This is a genomic window from Streptomyces sp. NPDC055140, assembly GCF_053607285.1.
On record NZ_JBSGTG010000010.1, the window covers coordinates 85,468 to 108,665 of the forward strand.

At 70.7% G+C, this 23,198-nt stretch carries 26 protein-coding genes and 2 pseudogenes; 12 read left to right on the forward strand and 16 right to left on the reverse strand.

Features of this window, described 5'->3' with window-relative positions; genetic code table 11:
• Positions 1 to 91 precede the first annotated feature (91 nt).
• Together xylA and ACWFR4_RS20575 are read left to right on the forward strand one after the other, a co-directional pair.
• A complete protein-coding gene (gene xylA, locus ACWFR4_RS20570) occupies positions 92 to 1,258 on the forward strand; it encodes a xylose isomerase (RefSeq protein WP_453464851.1) in 1,167 nt (388 codons plus the stop codon).
• A 166-nt stretch (positions 1,259 to 1,424) separates the two neighbouring features.
• The gene (locus tag ACWFR4_RS20575; RefSeq protein ID WP_453653783.1) at positions 1,425 to 1,958 is read left to right on the forward strand and encodes a GNAT family N-acetyltransferase; all 534 of its coding nucleotides are present in this window, start codon (positions 1,425 to 1,427) and stop codon (positions 1,956 to 1,958) included.
• 24 nt (positions 1,959 to 1,982) lie between these two features.
• Here the strand turns inward: ACWFR4_RS20575 and ACWFR4_RS20580 are convergent, their stop codons facing one another.
• From ACWFR4_RS20580 to ACWFR4_RS20600, 5 genes are all read right to left on the reverse strand, one after another.
• Positions 1,983 to 3,377: an NADP-dependent succinic semialdehyde dehydrogenase gene (locus ACWFR4_RS20580; protein WP_453653785.1), complete on the reverse strand. Its 1,395-nt coding sequence runs from the start codon at positions 3,375 to 3,377 to the stop codon at positions 1,983 to 1,985.
• Positions 3,378 to 3,468: 91 nt separating this feature from the next.
• Positions 3,469 to 3,933 (reverse strand): NUDIX domain-containing protein, encoded by a 465-nt coding sequence (locus ACWFR4_RS20585; protein WP_453653787.1) that lies wholly within the window; start codon positions 3,931 to 3,933, stop codon positions 3,469 to 3,471.
• A gap of 139 nt (positions 3,934 to 4,072) precedes the next feature.
• A complete protein-coding gene (locus tag ACWFR4_RS20590; RefSeq protein WP_453468818.1) occupies positions 4,073 to 5,365 on the reverse strand; it encodes a cation:proton antiporter in 1,293 nt (430 codons plus the stop codon).
• Positions 5,366 to 5,369: 4 nt separating this feature from the next.
• Complete coding sequence (locus ACWFR4_RS20595; RefSeq protein WP_453468817.1) at positions 5,370 to 5,855, reverse strand: cation:proton antiporter regulatory subunit; 486 nt, start codon at positions 5,853 to 5,855, stop codon at positions 5,370 to 5,372.
• 123 nt (positions 5,856 to 5,978) lie between these two features.
• A complete protein-coding gene (locus ACWFR4_RS20600) occupies positions 5,979 to 7,520 on the reverse strand; it encodes an ATP-dependent DNA ligase (RefSeq protein ID WP_453653789.1) in 1,542 nt (513 codons plus the stop codon).
• A gap of 198 nt (positions 7,521 to 7,718) precedes the next feature.
• On the opposite strand from ACWFR4_RS20600, the gene ACWFR4_RS20605 reads away from it, so the two are divergent.
• From ACWFR4_RS20605 to ACWFR4_RS20620, 4 genes and pseudogenes are all read left to right on the forward strand, one after another.
• Positions 7,719 to 7,802, forward strand: a complete 84-nt coding sequence (locus tag ACWFR4_RS20605; RefSeq protein ID WP_351255852.1) for a putative leader peptide — start codon at positions 7,719 to 7,721, stop codon at positions 7,800 to 7,802.
• Positions 7,803 to 8,053: 251 nt separating this feature from the next.
• Entirely contained in the window at positions 8,054 to 8,614 is a 561-nt protein-coding gene (gene ssuE / locus ACWFR4_RS20610; protein WP_453469302.1) for an NADPH-dependent FMN reductase, read from the forward strand.
• 64 nt (positions 8,615 to 8,678) lie between these two features.
• Positions 8,679 to 8,817: pseudogene (locus ACWFR4_RS20615) on the forward strand (LLM class flavin-dependent oxidoreductase); the annotation flags it as partial.
• Positions 8,814 to 9,005, forward strand: a pseudogene (locus ACWFR4_RS20620) (LLM class flavin-dependent oxidoreductase); the annotation flags it as partial. The pseudogenes ACWFR4_RS20615 and ACWFR4_RS20620, both read left to right, overlap by 4 nt.
• Positions 9,006 to 9,026: 21 nt before the next feature.
• On the opposite strand, the gene ACWFR4_RS20625 reads toward ACWFR4_RS20620, so the two are convergent.
• Positions 9,027 to 10,550, reverse strand: a complete 1,524-nt coding sequence (locus tag ACWFR4_RS20625; RefSeq protein ID WP_453653791.1) for an MFS transporter — start codon at positions 10,548 to 10,550, stop codon at positions 9,027 to 9,029.
• A 182-nt stretch (positions 10,551 to 10,732) separates the two neighbouring features.
• Positions 10,733 to 11,224, reverse strand: a complete 492-nt coding sequence (locus ACWFR4_RS20630; protein WP_372560868.1) for a glutathione peroxidase — start codon at positions 11,222 to 11,224, stop codon at positions 10,733 to 10,735.
• A gap of 117 nt (positions 11,225 to 11,341) precedes the next feature.
• Here ACWFR4_RS20630 and ACWFR4_RS20635 point away from each other — a divergent pair, with 117 nt between their 5' ends.
• The 4 genes from ACWFR4_RS20635 (at position 11,342) to ACWFR4_RS20650 (ending at position 15,408) form a co-directional block, all read left to right on the forward strand.
• Complete coding sequence (locus tag ACWFR4_RS20635; protein ID WP_326709031.1) at positions 11,342 to 12,427, forward strand: S-(hydroxymethyl)mycothiol dehydrogenase; 1,086 nt, start codon at positions 11,342 to 11,344, stop codon at positions 12,425 to 12,427.
• Complete coding sequence (locus ACWFR4_RS20640; protein ID WP_453653793.1) at positions 12,427 to 13,059, forward strand: MBL fold metallo-hydrolase; 633 nt, start codon at positions 12,427 to 12,429, stop codon at positions 13,057 to 13,059. Before ACWFR4_RS20635 ends, ACWFR4_RS20640 begins: the two co-directional genes overlap by 1 nt.
• Before the next feature lie 134 nt (positions 13,060 to 13,193).
• Positions 13,194 to 13,772 carry an IS607 family transposase gene (locus ACWFR4_RS20645; RefSeq protein ID WP_453468261.1) on the forward strand — a complete coding sequence of 193 codons (579 nt, stop codon included), beginning with the start codon at positions 13,194 to 13,196 and terminating at the stop codon, positions 13,770 to 13,772.
• The gene (locus ACWFR4_RS20650; protein WP_453653795.1) at positions 13,765 to 15,408 is read left to right on the forward strand and encodes an IS200/IS605 family accessory protein TnpB-related protein; all 1,644 of its coding nucleotides are present in this window, start codon (positions 13,765 to 13,767) and stop codon (positions 15,406 to 15,408) included. The genes ACWFR4_RS20645 and ACWFR4_RS20650 overlap by 8 nt, the downstream gene beginning before the upstream one ends.
• Here ACWFR4_RS20650 and ACWFR4_RS20655 read toward each other — a convergent pair.
• The 3 genes from ACWFR4_RS20655 to ACWFR4_RS20665 form a co-directional block, all read right to left on the reverse strand.
• Positions 15,405 to 15,809 (reverse strand): ATP-binding protein, encoded by a 405-nt coding sequence (locus ACWFR4_RS20655; protein WP_453468259.1) that lies wholly within the window; start codon positions 15,807 to 15,809, stop codon positions 15,405 to 15,407. The genes ACWFR4_RS20650 and ACWFR4_RS20655 overlap by 4 nt on opposite strands.
• A gap of 5 nt (positions 15,810 to 15,814) precedes the next feature.
• Positions 15,815 to 16,360 carry a VanZ family protein gene (locus ACWFR4_RS20660; protein ID WP_453653797.1) on the reverse strand — a complete coding sequence of 182 codons (546 nt, stop codon included), beginning with the start codon at positions 16,358 to 16,360 and terminating at the stop codon, positions 15,815 to 15,817.
• A 209-nt stretch (positions 16,361 to 16,569) separates the two neighbouring features.
• Positions 16,570 to 16,854, reverse strand: a complete 285-nt coding sequence (locus tag ACWFR4_RS20665; RefSeq protein WP_453653799.1) for a hypothetical protein — start codon at positions 16,852 to 16,854, stop codon at positions 16,570 to 16,572.
• Between the two features lie 145 nt (positions 16,855 to 16,999).
• On the opposite strand from ACWFR4_RS20665, the gene ACWFR4_RS20670 reads away from it, so the two are divergent.
• Positions 17,000 to 17,695, forward strand: coding sequence for a DUF2470 domain-containing protein (locus ACWFR4_RS20670; protein ID WP_453653801.1), 696 nt, complete (start codon positions 17,000 to 17,002; stop codon positions 17,693 to 17,695).
• Here ACWFR4_RS20670 and ACWFR4_RS20675 read toward each other — a convergent pair.
• Positions 17,676 to 17,975, reverse strand: a complete 300-nt coding sequence (locus ACWFR4_RS20675; protein WP_453468255.1) for a hypothetical protein — start codon at positions 17,973 to 17,975, stop codon at positions 17,676 to 17,678. The genes ACWFR4_RS20670 and ACWFR4_RS20675 overlap by 20 nt on opposite strands.
• A 72-nt stretch (positions 17,976 to 18,047) precedes the next feature.
• Complete coding sequence (locus ACWFR4_RS20680) at positions 18,048 to 19,136, reverse strand: acyltransferase family protein (protein WP_453653802.1); 1,089 nt, start codon at positions 19,134 to 19,136, stop codon at positions 18,048 to 18,050.
• Positions 19,137 to 19,246: 110 nt separating this feature from the next.
• On the opposite strand from ACWFR4_RS20680, the gene ACWFR4_RS20685 reads away from it, so the two are divergent.
• Entirely contained in the window at positions 19,247 to 19,618 is a 372-nt protein-coding gene (locus ACWFR4_RS20685; RefSeq protein ID WP_453653804.1) for a hypothetical protein, read from the forward strand.
• Here the strand turns inward: ACWFR4_RS20685 and ACWFR4_RS20690 are convergent.
• The 4 genes from ACWFR4_RS20690 to ACWFR4_RS20705 all read right to left on the reverse strand — a co-directional run bounded on the left by ACWFR4_RS20690 (position 19,603) and on the right by ACWFR4_RS20705 (position 23,094).
• Entirely contained in the window at positions 19,603 to 20,394 is a 792-nt protein-coding gene (locus tag ACWFR4_RS20690) for an SDR family NAD(P)-dependent oxidoreductase (RefSeq protein WP_453653806.1), read from the reverse strand. The two genes, ACWFR4_RS20685 and ACWFR4_RS20690, sit on opposite strands and share 16 nt — an antisense overlap.
• 8 nt (positions 20,395 to 20,402) lie before the next feature.
• Positions 20,403 to 21,065 carry a TetR/AcrR family transcriptional regulator gene (locus ACWFR4_RS20695; RefSeq protein ID WP_453469209.1) on the reverse strand — a complete coding sequence of 221 codons (663 nt, stop codon included), beginning with the start codon at positions 21,063 to 21,065 and terminating at the stop codon, positions 20,403 to 20,405.
• 70 nt (positions 21,066 to 21,135) lie between these two features.
• Positions 21,136 to 22,176, reverse strand: coding sequence for a PhlD (locus ACWFR4_RS20700; protein WP_453653808.1), 1,041 nt, complete (start codon positions 22,174 to 22,176; stop codon positions 21,136 to 21,138).
• 90 nt (positions 22,177 to 22,266) lie between these two features.
• The gene (locus ACWFR4_RS20705) at positions 22,267 to 23,094 is read right to left on the reverse strand and encodes a helix-turn-helix transcriptional regulator (protein ID WP_453653810.1); all 828 of its coding nucleotides are present in this window, start codon (positions 23,092 to 23,094) and stop codon (positions 22,267 to 22,269) included.
• Positions 23,095 to 23,198: the final 104 nt, after the last annotated feature.

Here is a 23,198-nt window from a genome sequence, read left to right on the forward strand (position 1 = left end):
TCTCCCGAGATGCCTCTTCCCAGCGACGTGTCCGCATACTAATTTGTAAAGTGCCATGACGAAATAGGCGTGACTGACGAGGAGCCGCGACATGACGTACCGACCCACCCCCGACGACAAGTTCAGCTTCGGCCTGTGGACGGTCGGCTGGCAGGGACGCGACCCGTTCGGCGACGCCACCCGCGCCGCGCTCGACCCGGCCGAGTCCGTGCGGCGCCTGGCCGACCTCGGCGCCTACGGGGTGACGTTCCACGACGACGACCTGATCCCCTTCGGGGCCTCGGACACCGAGCGCGAGTCACACGTCAAGCGCTTCCGCCAGGCCCTCGACGCCACCGGCCTGATCGTCCCGATGGCCACCACGAACCTCTTCACGCACCCCGTCTTCAAGGACGGCGCGTTCACCGCGAACGACCGTGACGTGCGCCGGTACGCCCTGCGCAAGACCATCCGCAACATCGATCTCGCCGTCGAGCTCGGCGCGAAGACGTATGTCGCCTGGGGCGGCCGCGAAGGCGCCGAGTCGGGCGCGGCCAAGGACGTACGGGCTGCCCTCGACCGGATGAAGGAGGCCTTCGACCTGCTCGGCGAGTACGTCGTTCAGCAGGGCTACGACCTGAAGTTCGCGATCGAGCCGAAGCCGAACGAGCCGCGCGGCGACATCCTCCTGCCCACCGTCGGCCACGCCCTCGCGTTCATCGAGCGCCTGGAGCGTCCCGAGATGTACGGCGTGAACCCGGAGGTGGGCCACGAGCAGATGGCGGGGCTCAACTTCCCGCACAGCATTGCCCAGGCACTGTGGGCGGGCAAGCTCTTCCACATCGACCTCAACGGCCAGACGGGCATCAAGTACGACCAGGACCTCCGCTTCGGCGCGGGCGACCTGCGCTCGGCGTTCTGGCTGGTCGACCTGCTGGAGAGCGCCGGGTACGAGGGGCCGCGGCACTTCGACTTCAAGCCGCCGCGCACGGAGGACTACGACGGGGTGTGGGCGTCGGCCGAGGGCTGCATGCGCAACTACCTGATCCTGCGCGAGCGTGCGGCCGCGTTCCGGGCCGACCCGGAGGTTCAGGAGGCGCTGCGCGCGTCGCGGCTCGACGAGCTGGTGCAGCCCACGGCCGCCGACGGCCTGTCGGGGCTGCTCGCCGACGAGTCCGCCTTCGAGGGCTTCGACGTGGAGGCGGCCGCCGCCCGCGGCATGGCCTTCGAACGCCTCGACCAGCTGGCGATGGACCACCTGCTGGCGGCCCGGGGCTGACGGTCACGCGCGCGTGGTGCCCGACCGGCCCCCACGCGCGCGTAGTGTCCGGTTCGGCCCTCGCCAACTCCCGTGCGGGGGTCGAACCATGACTGAATGCCTCAGCCGTTGACCCCGGCTCCACGCGGTGCACCGGTACGTGTGAGGCGTCTGTGATACTCCGGCGATGGACGTACGTACCACGGCAGAAGCGGAACGGCCTGGTCAGGAGAGCCCCGAGGCATCCCGGCCACCCCGCGTCCGGTGGGAGCTGAGGGCTGCCGGACCCGCCGACGTGGAGCCGATCGCCGAGCTGCGCGCCATTGTCATGCGACCGGACCTCGTGCGCCTCGGCCGCTACGACGAGCATCGAGTGCGCCGGCGGCTGCGCGACACCTTCTCCGAGCTGTACACCTCCGTCGTCCTGGCCGACGGCGCGTTCGCGGGCAGCGTCACGATGCGCCCGGCGCCGTCCGGCGGCCAGTGGATCGAGCACTTCTACCTCGCCCCGGAACACCAGGGCCGAGGCCTCGGCACGTCCGTCCTGCGCGCACTGCTCGACGGTGCCGACGCAGCGGGCGAGACCGTACGCCTGGACGTCGTCCAGGGGAGTGCGGCCCGCCGCCTCTACGAGCGCCACGGCTTCACCCTCGAATCGGAGGACCCGATCGACGTGTTCATGGTGCGTGCCCCACGGGTCATGCCAGAGGCCCGCACCTGACCTCAAGGGCGCGTCGCGGACGGTTCACGCCCCCACCCATACCGTGGTGATGTTGCAGAACTCGCGGATTCCGTGGGCGGAGAGTTCTCGGCCGTAGCCGGAGCGCTTGATGCCGCCGAAGGGGAAGGCCGGGTGCGAGGCGGTCATTCCGTTCACGTAGACGCCGCCCGCCTCGATGTCGCGGGCGAAGCGGTCGATCTCCGCGGCGTCGTGTGTCCATACGTTGGAACTCAGCCCGAACGGTGAGTCGTTGGCGAGGGCCACGGCCTCGTCCAGGTCGCCGACGCGGTACAGCGTGGCGACCGGGCCGAAGGTCTCCTCGCGGTGGATGCGCATGTCCTGCGTGATGTCGGTGATGACCGTCGGCTCGTAGTACCAGCCGCTCTTGGCGTATGCCTCCGGGCGTTGTCCGCCGCACAGCACCGTCGCGCCGCACTCCACGGCGTCGTCCACGAGTTCCTCCAGGTCGGCGCGGCCCTGCTCGCTGGCGAGCGGCCCGACGTCGGTGTTCTCGTCCATGGGGTCGCCGACCCGCAGGGCCCGCATCCCGGAGACGAACAGCTCGGTGAACTCGTCGTAGACGTTCGTGTGCACGATGAACCGCTTCGCCGCGATGCAGGACTGCCCGTTGTTCTGCGCCCGCGCCGTCACCGCGACCTTCGCCGCCTTCGCCACGTCGGCCGACGGCAGCACGACGAACGGGTCGCTGCCGCCCAGCTCCAGGACCGTCTTCTTGACCTCGTCGCCCGCGATCGAGGCGACGGACCGCCCCGCCGGCTCGCTACCGGTCAGCGTCGCCGCCACGACCCGCTCGTCCCGCAGCACGCCCTCGACCGCGCGGGAACCGATGAGCAGCGTCTGGAAGCACCCGTCCGGGAACCCGGCCCTGCGGAACAGGTCCTGGAGGTAGAGCGCGGTCTGCGGCACGTTCGACGCGTGCTTGAGCAGTCCTACGTTGCCTGCCATCAGGGCGGGCGCGGCGAACCGTACGACCTGCCACAGCGGGAAGTTCCACGGCATCACGGCGAGGACGATGCCCAGCGGCCGGTAGCGCACATGGGCGCTGACCGCGCCGGAGTCCTCCACGTCCCGGGCCGAGGGGTGCTCGTCGGCGAGGAGCTCCTGGGCGTGCTCCGCGTACCAGCGCATCGCCTTCGCGCACTTCGCGGCCTCCGCGCGGGCCGCCACGACGGGCTTGCCCATCTCGGTGGTCATGACGCGCGCGATGTCGTCACGGTCCGCGTCGAGCAGGTCGGCGGCGGTCTGGAGCAGCCGGGCCCGTTCGAAGAACGTGGTGGTGCGGTACGTGCGGAACGTGCCGGCGGCGAGGAGGAGCCGGTGCTCGATCTCCTCGTCGGTCAGGGCGTCGTACGTCTTGAGCGTCTCGCCGTTCGCGGGGTTGACCGTCGCGATGGGCATGGGGGTGACCTCCTCTGCGCGGTGCTTCGACCTTGCCGCGCCTCGTCGCGCAGCGCAACGCGGACGGGCCGTGTACCCGGTGGCGCGTGCGTCAGACGTGCTCGGCGAGCCGGTCGAGGAAGACGGCCTGCGCCTGCACGACGAGGGCGCGCCCGGTGTCGAGCCCGAGCCAGGCCGCGCGGTCCAGCTCGGGGAACTCGGCCATGCGCCCCGAGCCCTTCGGCCACTCCATCGTGAACGTGCCGGGCACGAAGCCGTCCAGGTCGAGGTCACCCTCCACGGCCCACACGGTGACGTGCTTGCCGCCGGACTGCACGGTGTCGCCGAGCGGCACCGGCGTGCCGTCCGGCGGTGCAACGCCCAGTTCCTCCTGGAACTCCCTGCGCGCCGCCGCCCACGGCTCCTCGTCGTCCTCGTACTCGCCCTTCGGCACGGTCCACGCACCGGCGTCGCGCCGCTCCCAGAACGGGCCGCCCATGTGTCCGAGCAGCACCTCGGTACCGGCGGCCGTGCGCCGGAACAGGAGCAGGCCCGCGCTCTGCTTCTTGTACGCCATGGCACCAGTGTCGGCGCGCTACATGTGAACGGCTCCCTCCGCGGCGGCCTCCGAGTGCACTGCGAATCAATCCCGGTAGCTCTCCACGGCCCGTTCCGGGCGGCGACCTGGATGGTCGACGCCCGGGCGGGTGACCGGATCAGGAGGAGGAGTTCGAGGTCCGCCCGGACGTGCCGTGCGCCTCCGCCTCGGGGCCGACCGGATCCTGCGCGTCCCGCGGCGCGGGCACGATCCCCGTACCGGCGGTGACCGTCGCGGCCGGTGCGTCGCCGCGGTGCCGCCACCGCGAGACGCGCATCGCGACGGGCTCGGTGAAGCGCGCCGTCAGCGGCCCGACGATGACGAGGATCAGGACGTATGCGGTCGCCAGCGGGCCGAGCCTGGGCTCGATGCCGGCCGTGACCGCGAGGCCCGCGATGACGATGGAGAACTCGCCGCGCGCCACGAGCGCGCCGCCCGCGCGCCAGCGGCCCTTGACGGAGATCTTTGCCCGCCGCGCCGCCCAGTAGCCCGTCGCGATCTTCGTGCAGGCCGTGACGACCGCGAGAGCGAGCGCCGGAAGCAGGACCGGCGGAATGCTCGCCGGGTCGGTGTGCAGCCCGAAGAAGACGAAGAACACCGCGGCGAACAGATCGCGCAGCGGCAGCAGCAGTGAGTGGGCGCCCTCGGCGACCTCACCGGACAGGGCGATGCCGACGAGGAACGCGCCGACGGCCGCCGACACCTGGAGCTGCTGCGCGATCCCGGCGACCAGGATCGTCAGACCGAGCACCACCAGGAGCAGCTTCTCCGGGTCGTCGCTGGAGACGAACCGGGAGATGAGCCGCCCGTAGCGCACGGCGAGGAACAGGACGAGGCCCGCCGCTCCGAGCGCGATGGCCAGGGTGACACCGCCCGCCGCCCAGCCGACTCCTGCGAGCAGAGCCGTGATGATCGGCAGATAGACGGCCATCGCCAGGTCCTCGAGGACCAGGATGCTGAGGATCACCGGGGTCTCCCGGTTGCCGACCCGGCCGAGGTCGCCGAGCACCTTGGCGATCACACCCGACGAGGAGATCCAGGTGACACCGGCGAGGACGACGGCGGCCACGGGGCCCCAGCCCATGAGCAGCGCGGCCACGGCGCCGGGCAGCGCGTTGAACGCGCAGTCGACGAGGCCCGCCGGGTACTGCGTCTTGAGGTTGCTGACGAGGTCGCTGGCCGTGTACTCCAGGCCCAGCATCAGCAGCAGCAGGATGACGCCTATCTCGGCGCCGATGGCCACGAACTCCTCGCTCGCGCCGAGCGGGAGCAGCCCGCCTTCGCCGAACGCGAGCCCCGCAAGCAGATAGAGGGGGATGGGTGAGAACCGGAACCGCCCGGCGAATCTGCCCAGCAGGCCGAGCGCGAGGATGATCGCCCCGAACTCGATGAGGAACACCGCGGAGTGCATCCGATCACTCCCTTCCGAGTATCGTCGCCGCCGCTTCCACGCCCTCGCGGGTGCCGATGACGATCACGGTGTCCCCGCCGGCGAGCCGGAAGTCGGGGGTGGGTGACGGGATCGCCTCGGCGCGCCGCAGCACGGCCACGATCGAGGCGCCGGTCTCGGTCCGCAGCTGCGTCTCGCCGAGCACGCGCCCGTTCCAGTGCGAGGTCGCGCCGATCTCGATGCGCTCGGCGACCAGGCCCAGATCGGTGGTGTGCAGCAGGTTCGGGCTGTGGTGGGACGGCATCAGCGCGTCGATCAGCGCGGCCGCCTCACCGGATGTCAGCTTCAGCGACAGGTCGCAGGCGTCCGGGTCGTCGGTCCGGTAGGCGCTCAGGGTGCGCCCGCCGTCCCGGTGCGCGACCACCGACACCTGGCGTTGGTCGCGGGTGGTCAGGTCGTACCGGAAGCCGATCCCCGGCAGTGGCGTGCGGCTCAGACGTGAAGCGGCCACAGCTCTCCCCTTGTCCGTGCTTGTCCTGGATGATGCATGGCACCTGCAAGTACAGGGCGCCGGGTGTCACCCTATCGGCCTCAATATTTGGCAAAGAAACGGTCTTGTTGCGGCGTTGCACACCTACTGCGCCGGGTGTGCGGCGAGCACCGTCTCGACCGTGTCCGCGTCCTGGGCCGCCTTGTCCTCGCGGTAACGCACGACGCGCGCGAAGCGGAGCGTGACGCCGGCCGGGTAGCGGGTGGACTTCTGCAGACCGTCGTAGGCGATCTCCACGACCAACTCGGGGCGCACCGTGACGACATGGCCGTCGTCGCTCAGGGCCAGGTCCCGCAGCCGCTCCGTCTGCCAGGCGAGCAGCGCGTCCGTGAGCCCCTTGAACGTCTTGCCCAGCATCGCGAAGGAGCCGTCCGGCCTGCGGGCGCCGAGGTGCAGGTTCGACAACTTGCCCGTGCGCCGGCCGTGGCCCCACTCCGCCGCGAGCACCACCAGGTCCAGCGTGTGTACGGGCTTCACCTTCAGCCAGGACGCGCCGCGCCGCCCCGCGCTGTACGGGGAGTCGAGCGCCTTCACGACGACGCCCTCGTGGCCACGCCGCAGGGTGTCGGCGAAGAACGCGTCGGCGGCCGCGCGGGCCGCCGCGTCCTCTCCGTCCGGTACGACGACGCGGCGTACCCGCATCGCCTCCGGCACCAGCAGCGCGAGGCGCGTGTGGCGCTCGGCGAACGGCAGATCGAGCAGCTCGTCCCCGCCCGCGTACAAGACGTCGAAGAACACCGGCACCACGGGAACGGACCCCGCGGCCGTCGCCACGTCCACCCGCGAACCCACGCGGCTCGCGATCTCCTGGAAGGGGCGCGGCCGCCCGTCCCCGTCCAGCGCGATGACCTCGCCGTCGAGGACGAAGCGGTCCCCGTCGAGCCCTGCCGCCGCGGCGGTGACCTCGGGCAGGCGGTCGGTGATGTCGTCGAGCGTGCGCGTGTAGACGCGTACGACGTCGCCGTCGCGGTGCACCTGTACGCGGATGCCGTCGAGCTTCTCCTCCACCGCGCAGGCCCCGAGCTTGTCGGCGGCCTCCCCGACCGAGGACGCGCTGTGCGCCAGCATGGGGAACACCGGGCGCCCGACGGTCAGTTGGAATTGGCTCACCGCGTCCGGGCCCTCGGCCAGCACGGCCTGCGCCACCACTTGGAGCGACCCGGTCAGCATCACCGCGCGTCGCACCTCCTCCGGCGGCGCACCGGTCGCCTGCGCCAGCCCCTCCTGCGCCACCGCGTCGAGAGCCCCCTGCCGCAGCTCACCGGTGAGCAGACCGAACAGGAACCGCTGCTCCTCCTCGGTCGCGGCGCCCATCAACTCCCCGACGAGACGGGTCCGTTCGGCCTGCGACCCCGCGCCGGCGACATCGCCGAGCGCGGTCAGCGCGGCGTCGACGTCCTGGACCGTCAGCCGGGGCTGCGCGGCAGGCTCCACCGGATCGCGCAGCACCCGCCACCCGACGCCGAGGCGCCCCTGCGGGAGGCGTCCCGCCAGGTAAGGGATCACGATCGGTACGTCGTCCGGCTCCGCCGCCCGGAAGAGCTCGGCGAGCAGCGCGATCTTCCGCGACCGCGCCGTGGTGGCCGCGACCTCCTGAGACACCTGTGCGAGCCGGGAGAACAGCATGCAGCCATCCTGCACCGGGCCGCGGTGCGGCGCACGAGGGTAAGGGCACCCGCCGATAAACCGCACTCCCCGAAGGGTTGTCGAAGGGAACTCGTCCTTCGCGGTTTATCCCGGCCCATGGGGAAGTCTGTTCCGCGATGCGAGACCGGCACGGAGATTTCTTGACCGGCCCGACTTGCCCCTGGTTGGATCGTTCGCATGAACACGAGACTGGACCTCACGCGGCGACGCCATGTCGACCTCGCGCGCGTCTCCAGCTCCTTCTGTTGTCGCGCCCTCTGACGGGTCTCCCGCGCCCCGGCCACCAGGCCGCCTCCGCGGCAGCCGGCGCCGTCGAACCTCCGTCGTGCCGATCGATATCCGCATGGCTCCCCACCGCACCGCACCGCACTGAACCGCACCGTGTATTCGGTGCGCCTTCGGCATGCGTGAATTCCTGATTTCCGTACCCCTGCGTGTCCCGCGTTCCCGCGTCCGCGTCTTTCACCGTCCCTGCATTCCGCGTGCCGAATTCCAGCCCGAAGGGTCCCGTCATGGCCACCGTCCTCTCCATTTCCGGAAGTCCCTCCGCCACCTCCCGCACGGCGCGACTCCTGCGCCATCTCGACGCGCGACTCGAAGCGCAGGGCCATGACGTCATAGCCCTCGACGTCCGCACCCTGCCCGCCGAGGCACTCCTCGGCGCGGACTTCGCCCACCCGGCCATCGTCGAGGCGACCGAGCTCCTCGCCCGCGCCGACGGCGTCGTCGTCGCGACTCCCGTCTACAAGGCCGCGTACTCGGGTCTCCTCAAGGCGCTCCTCGACCTGCTGCCGCAGTACGGCCTCGACGGCAAGACCGTGCTGCCGCTGGCCACCGGCGGCACCACCGCCCATGTCCTGGCCCTCGACTATGCGCTGCGGCCCGTCCTCAACTCCATGGGCGCCGACCACATCGTCCAGGGGTGGTTCACCCTCGACAAGGACATCACCGTCGCACCGGACGGCACGGTCAGCGTCGCGCCGGGGTCCGCCGAGGCGCTCAGCCGCGTCGTCGACCAGTTCTCCGGAGCACTCACGCGCACCGCGCGGCCGCTGCTCGCCGCGGCGAGCTGACCCGCCGACTCCCGCCCCGCCACCACCTGTTGGCACAGTTGTCCTCCACCATCGGAGTCCGCCCGTGTCCCTCACCTTCCTGGTTTCCGCCGACCAACGGCGACAGCCGCCACGTGGTCGGCGGCGGCCACGGCACACCCGCGACCGTGGCGGGCGGTGACCGGGCCCCGTCCATCGGCCATCTCACGCAGATCGCCCGCTCGCCGACCGCGTCGAGGAGTACCACCGCATCGGCATCGACGCGGTCGTGATCTCCGGATATCCGCATCTGGAGGAGGCGTACTGGTTCGGGGAGGGCGTCCTGCCGCGGCTGCACGCGCGCGGGCTGTGGGCACACCCGCACCGGGGTGCGGCAGCGCCGACGGTGGCCCAGGTCCCGTTCGGGAGCTGAGCCGGGCCGCAAGCTCCGCCGCTACAGCACCTCCCGCCGGTCCCGCTTGTGGGTCCCGGGCTCCAACGCCGGTGCCGCCACGCCGAGATGCGAGCGGCACTGTGGCTTCGGCGCCTCCTCCAGCCGAGGGCGGACCGCCGCCGGACGGATGAACACGAGGGCCGTCGCCGAACCCAGTGCGAACAGCAGGGCGCAGCCCAGGGCGGCCCGGTGGAACGACGTGTTCACGGAATCCGGCCGCGTGTACGCGTCCCCGGACAGGCCGACCGCCAGCGGCAGCGCCGCCACCACGAGGAGCTGCGCGACACGGGCCGCCGTGTTGTTGACGCCGCTGGCGAGCCCGGCGCGGCCCGGTTCGACCGAGGCCAGGACCGTGGCCGTCAGGGGCGCGACGAACACGCTCATGCCCAGGCCGAGGACCCCCACCGCGGGCAGCACATCGGCCACGTACGACGAGCCGGGCTCGATCCGCAGCATCAGGAGCAGGCCCACCGCCGCGATCAGCGGCCCGGCGACCAGGGGCGGCGTCGGCCCGACACGGCGCGCGAGATCGCCCGCACGGGGGGAGAGGAGCAGCATCAGGACGGTGATCGGGAGCGTTGCCATACCCGCCTCCAGCGCGCTGTAGCCGAGCGCGATCTGGAGCTGTACGGGCAGCAGGAACAGGATGCCGCCGATCGCCGCGTACAGGCACAGCGTCATCGCGTTGGCCGCGCTGAACAGCCGGGAGCGGAACAGCGAGGGCGGCAGCATCGGGTTCGCGCGCCGGTGCTCCACGGCAACGAAGGCGACGCCGGCGGCGACACCGAGCACAGCGGGCAGCGCCGTCGACACGACGGACGCGCCGCCGGACGACCCGATGAGCGCGTAGCTGATGCCCACCAGGCACAGGGCGGCGAGCGTGGCCCCCGCCATGTCGAAGCGGGTCCCGGCGACCTCGGCCTCACGGCTCTCCGGCACGTGCCGCACCGCGATCAGCAGCACGACCAGGGCCAGCGGCACATTGATCAGGAAGATCCACCGCCATCCGGGACCGTCGATCAGATACCCGCCGAGGAACGGTCCGAGCGCACCCGCCACACCCGTGAGCCCCGACCAGGCGCCCACGGCCCGCGACTGGTCGTCGGGGTGGAACGAGGACCGTACGAGGGCCAGCGACCCCGGTGTCAGGAGCGCACCGCCGACACCCTGCAGCGCGCGGGCCGCGATGAGGACCCCCTGGTCGGGGGCGAACCCGCACAGCGCCGACGCGACCGCGAACCAGGCCACGCCGAGCACGAGCGTGCGCCGCCGCCCGATCCGGTCGCCGAGCGCGCCGCCCCACAGGAGCAGGGCGGACAGCGTCAGCATGTAGGCGTTCACGACCCATTGGAGGCTCGACAGGGAGGCGTCGAGGTCGCGCCCGATCGTCGGCAGGGCGACGTTCACCACCGTGCCGTCGAGCATCGCCATCCCGGAAGCCAGGACGACACAGGCGAGGATCCAGCGGCCCCTGGCGGAGGAGAGCCGGATTCCGGGAGCGGATTCGACGGGTTCGGGTGTCATCGCAGCCATTGTCGTGGACGCGGGGGAGCGTCGCGGGACCGCCGCGCGGCGGAGGGGTTCCGCCGGCTTCGCCGGACCTGACCTGCTCGGTCACGGCGCCTGCGACAAGCCCCGCGCCGACTCCTCGGAGCGGGGCTCGCAGGAGGCGAGCGAGGTTCCGCAGCCCCGCCGGTGCCCGGTACCTACTTCGGGAGGTTGGCCTCGATCGCGGCGACCACCTCGGGGGCGTCCGGCACCACCTGCGGCGAGAAGCGGGCGACGACCTCACCCTTGGGGGAGAGCACGAACTTCTCGAAGTTCCAGCGGATGTCCCCGTCGTGGCCCTCCGCGTCGGCGGTGGTGACCAGACGCTCGTACAGCGGGTGGCGTCCTTCTCCGTTCACCTCGACCTTCTCGGTCATCGGGAACGTCACGCCGTACGTCGCCGAGCAGAACTCGGCGATCTCCTCGGCGCTGCCGGGCTCCTGGCCCATGAACTGGTTGCAGGGGACCCCGAGCACGCTGAAGCCGCGGCCCGCGTACGCGGCGTGGAGCTGCTCCAGGGCCGCGTACTGCGGGGTGAGGCCGCACTTCGAGGCCACATTGACGATGAGGACGGCCTTGCCCTCGTACTGGGGGAGGTCGGCGGGGCCACCCTGGAGGGCGGCGATCTCGACATTCTCGTAGACAGACATACTTCGGATGCTAGCGACCCGTGAGGCCGCGCTCCTCGTCACCCCGGCCCCGGGACCGGGGCCCATCTGTGAAGATGGCGAAGAACGATGCGACGAGCGAGTGGAGGACTGATCGTCATGGCGCAGCAGGTGCGAGGCGTGATCGCGCGGGCCAAGGGTGAGCCGGTGCGGATCGAGACGATCGTCGTGCCGGATCCCGGGCCCGGTGAGGCCGTGGTCAAGGTCCAGGCGTGCGGGGTCTGTCATACCGACCTGCACTACCGGGAGGGCGGCATCAACGACGAGTTCCCGTTCCTGCTCGGTCATGAGGCGGCCGGTGTCGTCGAGGCGGTCGGCGAGGGTGTCACCGAGGTCGCGCCGGGCGACTTCGTGATCCTCAACTGGCGTGCCGTGTGCGGCCAGTGCCGTGCCTGCCTGCGCGGGCGCCCCCAGTACTGCTTCGACACGCACAACGCGAAGCAGAAGATGACGCTCCTCGACGGTACGGAGCTCTCGCCCGCGCTCGGTATCGGCGCGTTCGCCGAGAAGACGCTCGTCGCCGCCGGCCAGTGCACCAAGGTCGACCCGGAGGCGTCGCCCGCCGCCGCGGGACTGCTCGGCTGCGGCGTCATGGCCGGCCTCGGCGCCGCCATCAACACCGGCAACGTGGGCCGCGGCGACTCCGTCGCCGTCATCGGCTGCGGAGGTGTCGGCGCGGCGGCCGTGACCGGCGCCCATCTGGCCGGCGCCGGGAAGATCATCGCCATCGACATCGACGACAAGAAGCTGGCGACGGCGAAGAAGCTCGGCGCCACGCACACCGTCAACTCCCGCTCCACCGACCCGGTCGAGGCCGTGCGTGAGCTGACCGGAGGCTTCGGCGCCGACGTCGTCATCGAGGCGGTCGGCCGCCCGGAGACCTACAAGCAGGCCTTCTACGCACGCGATCTCGCCGGGACCGTCGTCCTCGTCGGCGTCCCCACGCCCGAGATGCAGCTCGAACTGCCCCTGCTGGACGTGTTCGGGCGCGGTGGCGCGCTCAAGTCGTCCTGGTACGGCGACTGTCTGCCCGCGCGCGACTTCCCGATGCTGATCGACCTCTACCGGCAGGGGCGGCTCGACCTCGACACGTTCGTGACCGAGACGATCGCCCTGGAGGACGTGGAGAAGGCGTTCGAGCGGATGCACCACGGCGACGTGCTGCGCTCGGTGGTGATCTTCTGATGGCGGGCGCGCGCATCGAACACCTCGTCACGTCCGGCACGTTCTCCCTCGACGGGGGCATCTGGGACGTCGACAACAACGTGTGGATCGTCGGCGACGACAGCGAGGTCGTCGTGATCGACGCGGCGCACGACGCCGACGCGATCGCGGAGGCCGTGGGCGACCGGAGGCTCGTCGCCATCGTGTGCACCCATGCCCACGACGACCACATCGACGCGGCGCCCGCGCTCGCCGAGCGCACCGGCGCGCCGATCCTTCTGCACCCCGCGGACACGGAGCTGTGGAAGCAGAAGCACCCGGACCGCACACCTGACGGAGACCTCTCCGACGGTCAGCAACTGACTGTGGCGGGCGTGGAGTTGACCGTGCTGCACACACCGGGGCACTGCCACGGCGCGGTCAGCCTGTACGCGCCGGACCTCGGTGCCGTCTTCACCGGCGACACCCTGTTCGCGGGAGGCCCCGGGGCGACGGGCCGGTCGTTCAGCGACTTCCCGACCATCGTCGAGTCGGTCAGGGAGCGGCTCCTCACGCTGCCGCCGGAGACCGTCGTACGGACCGGGCACGGCGACAGCACGACCATCGGAGCCGAAGCACCTCACCTGGAGGAGTGGATCGCCAGGGGACACTGAGCCGGGCGATCGGGCCGGGCGGCAGACGGAGTGCTGCCGCCCGGGTCTCCCCGGCCGTCAGGGGTCTGGAACTGCTCTCGACTAAGTGTCCATAAGTGTCCTTTAGGTGTTACGAGTGTCGTATGGTCTGGTGTATGAACCTGACGGAATGGGCACGCGCACAGGGGGTCGCCCCGCGTACTGCGTACCGCTGGTTCCGTGAGGGCACGCTGCCGGTCCCTGCGGAGCGAGTGGGGCCGCGCACGATCTTGGTGAACATCGACGCGAACACCTCACAGTCCGTGACCGGTGGCGTGGGCCTGTACGCCCGCGTCTCCTCCCACGAGCAGAAGGCCGACCTGGAGCGGCAGACCGCACGCTTGTCGGCATGGGCCGCGAAGGCCGGGCATAAGGTCGTGCGCGTCGAATCCGAGATCGCTTCGGGCATGAACGGCGCCCGCGCCAAGGCCCGTCGCCTGCTGGCCGACCCGGCGGTGACCACCGTAGTGGTGGAGCACAAAGACCGGTTGGGCCGCATGAACGTCGAACTCGTTGAGGCCGCTCTGGCCGCAACAGGCCGTCGACTCGTTGTGCTGGATGACGGCGAGGTCGAAGACGACCTGGTGCGCGAAATGGTGGAGGTTCTGACCTCATTCTGTGCCCGCCTGTACGGCAGCCGCAGTGCGAAGAACCGTGCCAAGAAGGCACTGGAAGCGGCGGCTGCCGATGACTGACAAGAAGAAGAAGCTCCGCACCATCGACCCGCCGTTCGTTGCTGTCGGCCCGTTGGGTGTGGCGTTACGCGACCGCCTCAAGCACCTCACACCAAAGGACGAGAAGGTGTTGCGTCTGGTCGGCGAGCACCAGGGCCGCCTGGCCTCTCTCGACCTCAAGGCCCGTTGCGAAGCCGGGCACAAGCACAACAACGACGCGTGGGCATCCCGCAAGCGTGACCTGACCGAGCAGTCGTCGTCGCGTATCGCGGGTGCGATCACGAAGGCCACGCACGACCAGTACGGCCTGGCCCGACGCTGTCTGCTCGCCCATGTCCAGAGCCTTGAGGCCGGTATCCGCATGCTGCGACACCGCCTGTCCCTCCCGATCGGGGAGAAAGGCAGCAAGCGGGCGCCGGGCGGGTACCGGTCCAAGGGCGAGTGGTTCCACAAGTCCCGCCGCCTGGCCACCCTGGAATACCGCCTCGACATGGCCCGCGACGACTGGAAGACCGGTCGTGTCCGTGTCGTTCGCGGCGGTCGGCGGCTGCTCAGGAACCGGCACAACCTTCAGGCCGCGCAGCTCACCGAGCGCGAGTGGCGTCAGCGTTGGGAGGCTGAGCGCTGGTTCCTCGCCGCAGACGGCGAGTCCGGAAAACGCTTCGGTAACGAGACGATCCGCGTCACCCCTGACGGCGAGGTGTCGATCAAGATGCCCGCCCCGCTCGCCCACCTGGCCAACAGTAGGCATGGCCGGTACGTTCTTGCCTCCAAGGTCGTGTTCGCGCACCGTGGGGACGAGTGGCGCGACCGCACCGAGGCCAACCGTGCCGTCGCCTACCGCATCCACTGCCACGTTGGGCGGGGCCGCTGGTACCTCACCGCTTCGTGGACCAGGCCCGTCGTGCAGACGATGCCGTCGGCCACCGCTTGCGCCAAGGGCATGGTCGGCGTCGACACGAACGCCGACCACTTCGCCGCCTACCGGCTCGACCGGCACGGCAACCCGGTCGGCGACCCGCGCCGCTTCCACTATGACCTGTCCGGCACCGCCGACCACCGCGACGCCCAGATCCGGCACGCCCTCACTCGCCTCCTGCACTGGACCAAGCAGACCGGCGCGCAGGCGATCGGCATCGAAAACCTGGACTTCGCCGCCGAGAAGACCCGCGAGAAGCACGGCCGCAAGAAGCGGTTCCGGCAACTCATCTCCGGTATACCCGCCGGCAAGCTCAAGGCCCGCATCGTCTCCATGGCCGCCGAGCACGGCATCGCCATCGTCGCCGTCGACCCGGCATACACCTCGATGTGGGGCGACCAGCACTGGCGCAAGCCCCTGATCAGCAAGACTCGCAGCATGACTCGCCATGACGCCGCCTCGGTGGCCATTGGCAGGCGCGCCCTCGGGCACCCGATCCGGCGACGGACGGCACCGCCTCAGCATCACCAGAGTGATGGTGCTGGGCATCGGACCGTCCAGGCCGATCGTGGTGAGCGAGGGCGTGAGGAAACCCGCCGCCCTGTCGCGGAGCGTGCACACGATGCGCGTTGCCGGACAGGGACAACGAGAACGCGGGGGACCAGCGCATCCAAAACCGTTCGGGATGCGCGCAGTTCCGGGACGTGGGTACAAGGCTCGCTCCCGGACACTGTTTAGGAACGGTGGGCGAGTACCGCGCGTACCGTCTTTCCGCCGTAGGGGTCGCTCACCACGCTCATTCGGCGCGACAGCGCGTCCACGAGCGAGATGCCGCGGCCCGACTCCGCGGACAGCGAGTCCGGCTTGAGGCGCGGGTGGTGCGGGCTGTCGTCATGGACGGAGACGGTCAGCTCGTCCGCGTCCAGGCACAGACTCATACGGCAGTGACTGCCCTTGATCCGGGCCGCGTTGGCGACCAGCTCCGAGACGACGAGCACCGCGTCGTGCGCGCCGGCCGCGCTCCGTCCCGCGAGAAAGTCGTGGGTGAGACGCCGGGCCCAGCGGGCCGAGCCCGAGCCCTGCGGCAACAGGTACTCCACGCGTGCGGGCCGCCGTACGGCGCGCTTGGGCGCACGCATGACGATCACTTCCTTCCGTCGCCTGTGGCACCGGGTGTTCCCCGGTATCGAGCCCCATTCCCCCGCAGCCTGATCGCCAAGCGGTTACGGCCCGACGGCCGTGCGAGGGCGTGGTAGTTGTGTCCGATGCGGCGCCCGAGCAGGAAGTAGGCGATCAGGGCGCCCGTCGTGTTCAGGATCACGTCGTCCACGTCGAAGGCGCGCCCCTCGACGATCGCGCCCTGCGCCAGCTCCACGAGCGCCATCACGAGGACCGTCACCGCGAGCACCCGCATCATGCGGCCCTTGCGCGCCACAAGCACCGGCAGCAGCAGCCCGAACGGCGCGCCGAGCAGCAAATTCCCGCCGATCTGCTTGCACGCGCCGAGGAACGTGTACGACTCGGCGTACTGGCGCAGGGAATGTCCGGGCCGCATGTTGGACCCGGCGACGTCCGCCGACGCCGGGGACGGTGTCAGGGTCAGCCGGGCGAGGACCGCGGAGAACGCCACGAGGGCCACGAACGCGCAGCCGGCGATGAGCGCCCGGGCGACGATCCGCCCCCACGACACCGGCTTACGTGTCGCCGGCTTACGTGTCGCCGTTTTCCGTGCTGCCGGCTTTCGCGGCGCGCGCTTCCCTGTCACCCGCTTCCATGCCTCGCCCTTACGCTTCTGGCCCTTACGCTCCTGGCCCTTTCGCCGACGTGCCGCAGTCTGTGGGGTCATGGGGGCCGGTTGCCCCGGCGCGCCCCGGCCATTCCGGCTCGGGCTTCTTCGCGTCAGGTCTTCGTCTCCGGCGGATGCGCCAGGGAGTCGAGGAACCGTCGCAGCGCGGGAGGTCCTTCGCCGCAGCGGCTACGGTCGACGTGCGGTATCGACAGCTTCCCCAGGCGCAGGTCCTGCGTCTCCAGGGCCTGCGCCAAGTGCAGTCGTTCCAGGGCGCGTTCGGCAGCTGTCTGACGTACGTACTCGACCACCGTCACGCCCAAGTGGTCCGCGTGCGAGCGGACCGCGTCGTACTCGTCCGGTGTGAAGAGGTCCCGCAGAAGGGCAGTACCGTCCATGGCCGCATGATGCCGCTCCCGACCGACGCGCGCGGGCGTATGGCATATTCACCGCCCGATCGCGTGGCGTTCGCCGCCCTCGCGCGTACTGGCCCCCTCCGCGAATCTCCGATAAGTTAGGCAAGGCTTACCTAAGGAGGTTCGGATGGGTGTCCGACAGATCAGTACCGCCGCTCCCACCGCGGCGGCACGCGCGCGATCAATTCTGGCCACCGCCTGGTCGTGCGAGGTGACGACGGACATCGGGCGGGAGGACCTCGTCGGATCCCATCGCGTCACCGACGAGGGCGAGGTACGGATCCAGCCCCCGGCCGACAGCCTTCTGTCCGCCGCCGTGCTCTGCGCGCCCCGCGGCGAACCGACCGCGCTCATCGAGTTCGCGGACGCCGCGCCGGTGCCCGTCAGAGACCGGATCCGGGCGCGCCTATGGCTTTCCGGGTCACTCGAACCCGACGGCGAACAGTTCGTGCTGAGGCCGATCCGCGTCGTGCTCCAGACACGTACCGGCCGCGTCGGCATCGAACTCGACGAACTCGCCGAGACCGCACCCGATCCCCTCACCGCGGCCGAACCCCGCCTGCTCACCCATCTCGCCGACTGCCACCCCGAAGCCGTCGAACAGCTCACCCGGCTCGTCGACGTGGACAGCCTCCACGGCGTCGTGCGGGTCCAGCCCCTGACTGTCGACCGGCACGGGCTCACCCTCCGGCTCGAACGCGTCCGCGGCCAGGCCGATGTACGCCTCCCGTTCCACGCGCCCGCCGATGACCTGGGGCAGCTGAACGAGCGGATGCACGCCCTGCTTTCCTCGGCGCAGGCGATCAGCCGCCGTCGCAGGTGAGGTCCGCGGCGCGCATGAAACCGAGCGGCGCGCCGTTGTCCGTACGCGAGATCTGCCACAGCTCGTCCGCGCCCTGCCGTGTGCCGTTGACCGGGACACCCGGGTCCAGATGGCCGACGATGTCCGTCCACGGGTTGTTGCCCGCGTAGATCGGGGCGTCCTCGTGCGTGGCGAAACACGTGCCGCCCGCGTGCGCCGTCCCGCCGAGCACGGGCACGGAGGCGAGGAGCAGCGCGGCGGGCAGCAGGAGCCGGGAGCGGAGGAAACGGGTGCGGATCACGGGAGTGCCCTTCTGAAGGTCCGGGGGAGGCCCGGGGTGGGTCCGGCTGTAGGCCCGACGAACGGGCACAGGCTAGGGGTGCAGGACCCGCTCGCCGGGGACGCCGGACACCGGCGGTTCGGCCTCCCGAACCGGATCGGTACGCCGGAACGCCCACGGGACGCGCGGCTCCACGGCGAACCGGAAGCCCCGCCGCACAGGAGACGTACACAGAAGGGTGATGACGCCGACCGCCACGGCCGTCACCGCCAGTTCACCCGCCGGGGTGTGCAGCCACGGGTGGTCGTACCAGCCCCAGAAGCGCGACGACTTGATGAGGAAGCCGTGCAGCAGGTACGCGTACAGCGTCCCCGTGCCCAGCGTCGTGAACAGTGTCGTGCGTCCCGGCACCCAGGCCAGGAAACAGGCGCTGAGGACGACGGCGAGGGCGAACAGGGCCGGTGTCGTGACCAGTCCCGCCCAGGCGGGGGCGCCGAGGCCGGTGACGCTGCCCCGGTGGTAGAACCAGCCCGCGTCGAACCAGGGAGCCACCGCGTACGCGGCGACCAGCGCCCCGGCGGCCACGGGCAACGCCCACAGCCGGGCCCGCCGCGTGCGCAGCCGCTCGAAGTGCTCGGGCCGCAGCGTCAGTCCCAGGACGAAGAACGGCAGGAAACCCACCACCCGTTGGAGTGCCAGGTCACCTCCCGCGTCCGGCGCCGTCGACGCGAGCGCCGCCAACGCCAGGGCGACCGGCACAGGGTGTCGTAGTTGCAGCCAGAGGGGAGTAGTGAGCCGCCAGATGAACAACGCGACCAGGAACCACATCAGATACCAGGGGTCGAGCAGGCTGATCGGATACCCCGGATCGTCCTGCGCCCACCGGTAGAACAGCGTGTACGCGATCTCGAACAGCACGTACGGCACCACGACCCCGCCGACGAGGCGGCGCAGCCGGCCCGGCGCCATGTCGAAACTCCGTGAGAAATAGCCGGAGATGAGGGCGAACGCCGGCATGTGGAAGGCGTACACGCCGAGATACACGGCCGTCACCGTGCGGCTCCCGTACGTCAGTGGTTCCCACGCGTGCCCGCACGCCACGAGCACGATCGTCAGGTATTTCGCGTTGTCGAAGTACGGGTCCCGTGCTCCCTGTGTGCCCGGTCCGTGCCGCCTGTCCATCGTTCCCCTTGAGCCCCTCGCGGTACATGACCCTTGGTGCCCTGCCCGATAGGGCCCGTTTCATGACACACTCCCGGGTGCCCTTTTTTCCGACCCTTCGGAAGTTCGGGATGAGCAGCAGGAAGCTGATCACGGCGGCGCGTGTGGTGACCGGTCCCGACAGCCGTTGTGTCGAGGACGGCGCTGTCCTCACGGACGGGGACACCGTCGTCGCGGTAGGGAGACGCACCGAGGTCGAGGCCCTGGCGGACGAGCGGGACAAGCGGGACGAGCGCATCGCGCTGCCGGCGCCGCGCGTCCTCGACACCACGGAGGCCGCCGACGCGCTGGGCGCCGGCGGCCGCGCGGGACTGCTCGCCCCCGGGCGTCCGGCCGACCTGATCGCCGTGTCCGGCGACCCGCGCGCGGGCCTCGAGGCGCTCACGGACCTGCGGTTTGTCATGAGCCGGGGAGAGCTGATCGCACCTCAGCGCGCGGTGTAGGCGCCGTCCACGAGGTGGTAGCTGCCGTGCACGAAGGAGGCGCGGTCGGAGAGCAGGAACGCGATCAGTTCGGCGACCTCCTCGGCGTGACCGAGGCGGCCCGCCGGGTGCAGCGCCGTCAGCGCGTCGTACGCTTCCTGGTCCATCTGCCGCAGCAGCGGGGTGTCGATGAAGCCGGGGCCGACCGCGTTCACGCGGATGCCCTTCGCCGCGTACTCGGTGGCCGCGGTCTTCGTCAGGCCGACGACGCCGTGCTTCGCGGCGACGTAGGCGGGGGAGCCGGCGAAGCCGACCGAGCCGAGGATCGACGCGACGTTCACGATGGCGCCACCCTTGCCGGACGCCTCGATGGCGGGCAGCTCGTGGCGCATCGAGTAGAAGACGCCGTCGAGGTTCGTGCGGACGACGCGGTTCCAGACATCGATGTCGTACGCGCCGGTGGGGGCGCTCTCGCCGCCGATCCCGGCGTTGTTGACGGCCAGTTCGAGGCCGCCGAAGGTGTCGACGGAGAATTTCACCGCGGCCTCGACCGACTCCGGCTTCGTGACGTCCACGGCGACGGCCGCGGCGGTGATGCCCTCGGCCGTCAGCTCGGCGGCGGCCTTCTCGGCGCCGTCGGCGTTGTAGTCGGCGATCACGATGTTCGCGCCGCCACGGCCCAGGCGGCGGGCGGTGGCGAGGCCGATACCGGAGGCGGAGCCGGTGACGAGGGCGGTCCTGCCGGCGAACTCGGTCGCGTAGTCGCTGACGGGTGCCGGGGTGTTCGTGGTGCTCATGGTGCTGTTCACTCTCTGGTTGCGATGTGGGGGGCCGACGCGAGGACGGCCTCCCCGGTCAGGGCGTCGTAGGCCTGCCCCACCAGGTCTGCGAGATCTGTGTCGTGCCCGCCGCCGCGGGCCCACTGGCGCAGGGCGGCGGTGAGCACGCCGGCCGCGGCGCCGACGACGACGGCCGGGCGCAGATCCCGGTCCCGGTCGGTGCCGAGCCGGTCGGCGATGATGCGCACGGACTCGTCCTGGGCGTCCACCCGGAGGCGTTCGTACGCGGCGAAGAGCGCCGGTTCCGTGTCGAGGGCCGCGAGCAGGGCGCGCATGTGCGGCCTGCGGTGCGGGGCGGACGGTTCCGCCAGCCACTGCTCGACGGCCCTGCGGTAGGCGAGCATCGGGGGCTCGCTCGCGGGGCGGGCGCGCAGGGCCGCGTTGATCCGGTCGGCGTCGGTGCGGGTGAAGTCGAGGGCGGCGTCCTCCTTGCCCCCGAAATGGCGGCTGAAGGTGCGGCGCGTGACGTCGGCGCGGTCGGCGATGGCCTCTACGGTGACGGCGCCCAGACCCCGCTCCAGCACGAGCCCGACGGCCGCGGCGGCGAGCGCTTCCCGGGTCTGCCGGGCCTTGCGCTGCCGACGGTCCTCGACGGGTTCTGTGAGGGGAGCGGGGTCCTTCGCCTTCATGTCTTCGAGCGTACACCCATGATGTCCCAATGGGACATGTGTCTCGATGGGACATGAGGGAAGCGGTGTGTCAGGCGTGCCAGTGGCCGTGGAGGGCGGCGGTGGTGAAGCCGGGCCCGTAGGCGACGGCGACGCCTTCGGTTCCGGCGGCGGGAGGCGCGGTGTGGGTGCGCTCCAGGACCCGGAGAATGCTGACGCCGCCGAGGTTGCCCTCCTCGGAGAGGGTGTCCGTGGAGTGCCGGGCGGCCTCGGGGGTGAGGCCCAGGGCAGTGGCTGTGCCGGCGATGATGCGTGGACTACCGGGGTGGATGACGACGAAACCCGGAGCGCGCGTGCCGACCCAGTCCAGGAGTGCGGGCAGTACGTCGTCCGTGGCCGCGAGGGCCCTCTTGGTGGATTCGAAGTGCAGCCCGTCGGTGTCGATCCGGCCGCTGTACCGGTCGAGACTGTCCGGCAGGACATGCTCAAAACTGTCGTCGATCGCGAGACCGGGCGCGAGCGGCTCGCCGCTGACGATCGTCGCGGCGGCCGAGTCGCCGAACAACGACTTGTAGATCATCGATTCGATGCTGGTGTCGTTGTGGTTGTACACGCTGGAGATCGTCTCCGAGGCCACCACCAGGACCTTGCTTCCGGGGCGTGCCGCGACGAGGTCGGTCGCCCGGATGAGGGCTTGGGTGCCACCCGCGCAGGCCAGTGTCGTGAGTGCCACTCGCCGTACGGTCGGCCGTAGCCCGAGCCGGGCGACGAGATGGGCGTCGAGGTTGGGCACGGACCAGCCCGTGGAGTGGGTGGTGACGATCGCGTCGATGTCTCCGAGCGGCACTCCCGTGCTGTCGAGTGCGGTCAGCGCGGCCTGTTCCGCCATGCCGAGGGCATCACTGAAGGCGGCCTCGGCGCGCTCGCGTACTCCGGCCGAACCCGAGACCGTGGGGGAGTCCAGGGGGCGGGTGAAGTACCGCGTGCGCACTCCGCAATTGGCGAGGACGCGCAGGATCACTGCGAGTCTGGGGTGATCCGGGTGACGGTTGCGGATGTCGTCGGTTATGTCCTCCGTGGTGACCTTGTGGGCTCCGAGGACGGTTCGTGGCATCGAGACGAAAGCGGGCACGGTGTCTCCCACAGGGCTGGGTCGGGATGTGGGGGGTGCCGCTCAACGTACTTCACCGCGTTTCGCCCGTCCCCAGTGGACGGACCTTGATCACCTCCATCCGCCCCGGAGCATCGGCGTACGCGTGTGGGAGCGACGTGTGCCGGGATGGAAGACAAGGATGATCAGGCGTGCGCCCGGAGCAGTCATAGGCTGCGCGGCGCACATCGTCACCCAGCCGGGACCGTGCACCGCGTGCATCAGGGGGCGTTCGTCCCCGTCGGGGTGGATGGAGGCGCCGCCCGACTCGTAGATGGGCGCGGCCTCGGGGTCCGCGAGGACTTCCTTCTCGATCTGGCGCAACGTGTCGTCGCGCGGCCTGGAGGCGAGGGCCGCCCGAAGCTGTGGCATCACCAACGGGGCCCAGGCCGTATGCCAGTTCGTCAAGGACTTGCGGCCGTCGGGATCCAGGAGCATCCAGCGCATCGTGTTCCCCGGCATGCGACTGCCGGGGAAGAGGGCGCGGAAGGGCTGGTTCCAGGCGAGGAGATCCCAGGATGCGTCGGTCACGTACGCCATGTGTCCGATACCTTCGACCGCCTCCTGCCACACCCCGGGCACCTCCTTCCCGGACGAGGGGTGGAGCGGACCCGGTGGGTCCCGGCGCAGTGCGTACCGGCAGAGAAGCACCCACTCCTGCTCGTTGAGGCCGAAGAGCTGTGCGACGTCGTGCAGCAGTTCCGCGGGCGGGTTGGGGTAACTGCCCGATTCCAGCCGGTGGTACGTCCCCAGGGTCCGGTGGAGCAGCTGGTCCACCTGGTGCTGGGAGAGGCCGGGGGCGCGCCGGCCCTGGCCTGTGGGGCGGATGAAGCCGTGGGATTCGGGGGCTATCAGGGCGCGCCGTTCACGGAGCAGGGCGCGGAGCGCCGTCTTGTTCATGGTGGGTAATCCCTTGAGGTCCACGCCGAGTTGAGCGAGTGCAGTCTAATTACTCCCATCACCTTTGGTAATAAACATTGCCCGAAGAAAACGATCAGCCGGTG

What these genes read in the sequence shown, in the direction of transcription:
- xylA (WP_453464851.1), top strand. Translation starts at nt 92, where the DNA reads ATGACGTACCGACCCACCCCCGACGACAAGTTCAGCTTCGGCCTGTGG.
- ACWFR4_RS20575 (WP_453653783.1), top strand. Translation starts at nt 1,425, where the DNA reads ATGGACGTACGTACCACGGCAGAAGCGGAACGGCCTGGTCAGGAGAGC.
- ACWFR4_RS20580 (WP_453653785.1), bottom strand. Translation starts at nt 3,377, where the DNA reads ATGCCCATCGCGACGGTCAACCCCGCGAACGGCGAGACGCTCAAGACG.
- ACWFR4_RS20585 (WP_453653787.1), bottom strand. Translation starts at nt 3,933, where the DNA reads ATGGCGTACAAGAAGCAGAGCGCGGGCCTGCTCCTGTTCCGGCGCACG.
- ACWFR4_RS20590 (WP_453468818.1), bottom strand. Translation starts at nt 5,365, where the DNA reads ATGCACTCCGCGGTGTTCCTCATCGAGTTCGGGGCGATCATCCTCGCG.
- ACWFR4_RS20600 (WP_453653789.1), bottom strand. Translation starts at nt 7,520, where the DNA reads ATGCTGTTCTCCCGGCTCGCACAGGTGTCTCAGGAGGTCGCGGCCACC.
- ACWFR4_RS20605 (WP_351255852.1), top strand. Translation starts at nt 7,719, where the DNA reads ATGAACACGAGACTGGACCTCACGCGGCGACGCCATGTCGACCTCGCG.
- ssuE (WP_453469302.1), top strand. Translation starts at nt 8,054, where the DNA reads ATGGCCACCGTCCTCTCCATTTCCGGAAGTCCCTCCGCCACCTCCCGC.
- ACWFR4_RS20625 (WP_453653791.1), bottom strand. Translation starts at nt 10,550, where the DNA reads ATGACACCCGAACCCGTCGAATCCGCTCCCGGAATCCGGCTCTCCTCC.
- ACWFR4_RS20630 (WP_372560868.1), bottom strand. Translation starts at nt 11,224, where the DNA reads ATGTCTGTCTACGAGAATGTCGAGATCGCCGCCCTCCAGGGTGGCCCC.
- ACWFR4_RS20635 (WP_326709031.1), top strand. Translation starts at nt 11,342, where the DNA reads ATGGCGCAGCAGGTGCGAGGCGTGATCGCGCGGGCCAAGGGTGAGCCG.
- ACWFR4_RS20640 (WP_453653793.1), top strand. Translation starts at nt 12,427, where the DNA reads ATGGCGGGCGCGCGCATCGAACACCTCGTCACGTCCGGCACGTTCTCC.
- ACWFR4_RS20645 (WP_453468261.1), top strand. Translation starts at nt 13,194, where the DNA reads ATGAACCTGACGGAATGGGCACGCGCACAGGGGGTCGCCCCGCGTACT.
- ACWFR4_RS20650 (WP_453653795.1), top strand. Translation starts at nt 13,765, where the DNA reads ATGACTGACAAGAAGAAGAAGCTCCGCACCATCGACCCGCCGTTCGTT.
- ACWFR4_RS20655 (WP_453468259.1), bottom strand. Translation starts at nt 15,809, where the DNA reads ATGCGTGCGCCCAAGCGCGCCGTACGGCGGCCCGCACGCGTGGAGTAC.
- ACWFR4_RS20665 (WP_453653799.1), bottom strand. Translation starts at nt 16,854, where the DNA reads ATGGACGGTACTGCCCTTCTGCGGGACCTCTTCACACCGGACGAGTAC.
- ACWFR4_RS20670 (WP_453653801.1), top strand. Translation starts at nt 17,000, where the DNA reads ATGGGTGTCCGACAGATCAGTACCGCCGCTCCCACCGCGGCGGCACGC.
- ACWFR4_RS20680 (WP_453653802.1), bottom strand. Translation starts at nt 19,136, where the DNA reads ATGGACAGGCGGCACGGACCGGGCACACAGGGAGCACGGGACCCGTAC.
- ACWFR4_RS20685 (WP_453653804.1), top strand. Translation starts at nt 19,247, where the DNA reads ATGAGCAGCAGGAAGCTGATCACGGCGGCGCGTGTGGTGACCGGTCCC.
- ACWFR4_RS20690 (WP_453653806.1), bottom strand. Translation starts at nt 20,394, where the DNA reads ATGAGCACCACGAACACCCCGGCACCCGTCAGCGACTACGCGACCGAG.
- ACWFR4_RS20695 (WP_453469209.1), bottom strand. Translation starts at nt 21,065, where the DNA reads ATGAAGGCGAAGGACCCCGCTCCCCTCACAGAACCCGTCGAGGACCGT.
- ACWFR4_RS20705 (WP_453653810.1), bottom strand. Translation starts at nt 23,094, where the DNA reads ATGAACAAGACGGCGCTCCGCGCCCTGCTCCGTGAACGGCGCGCCCTG.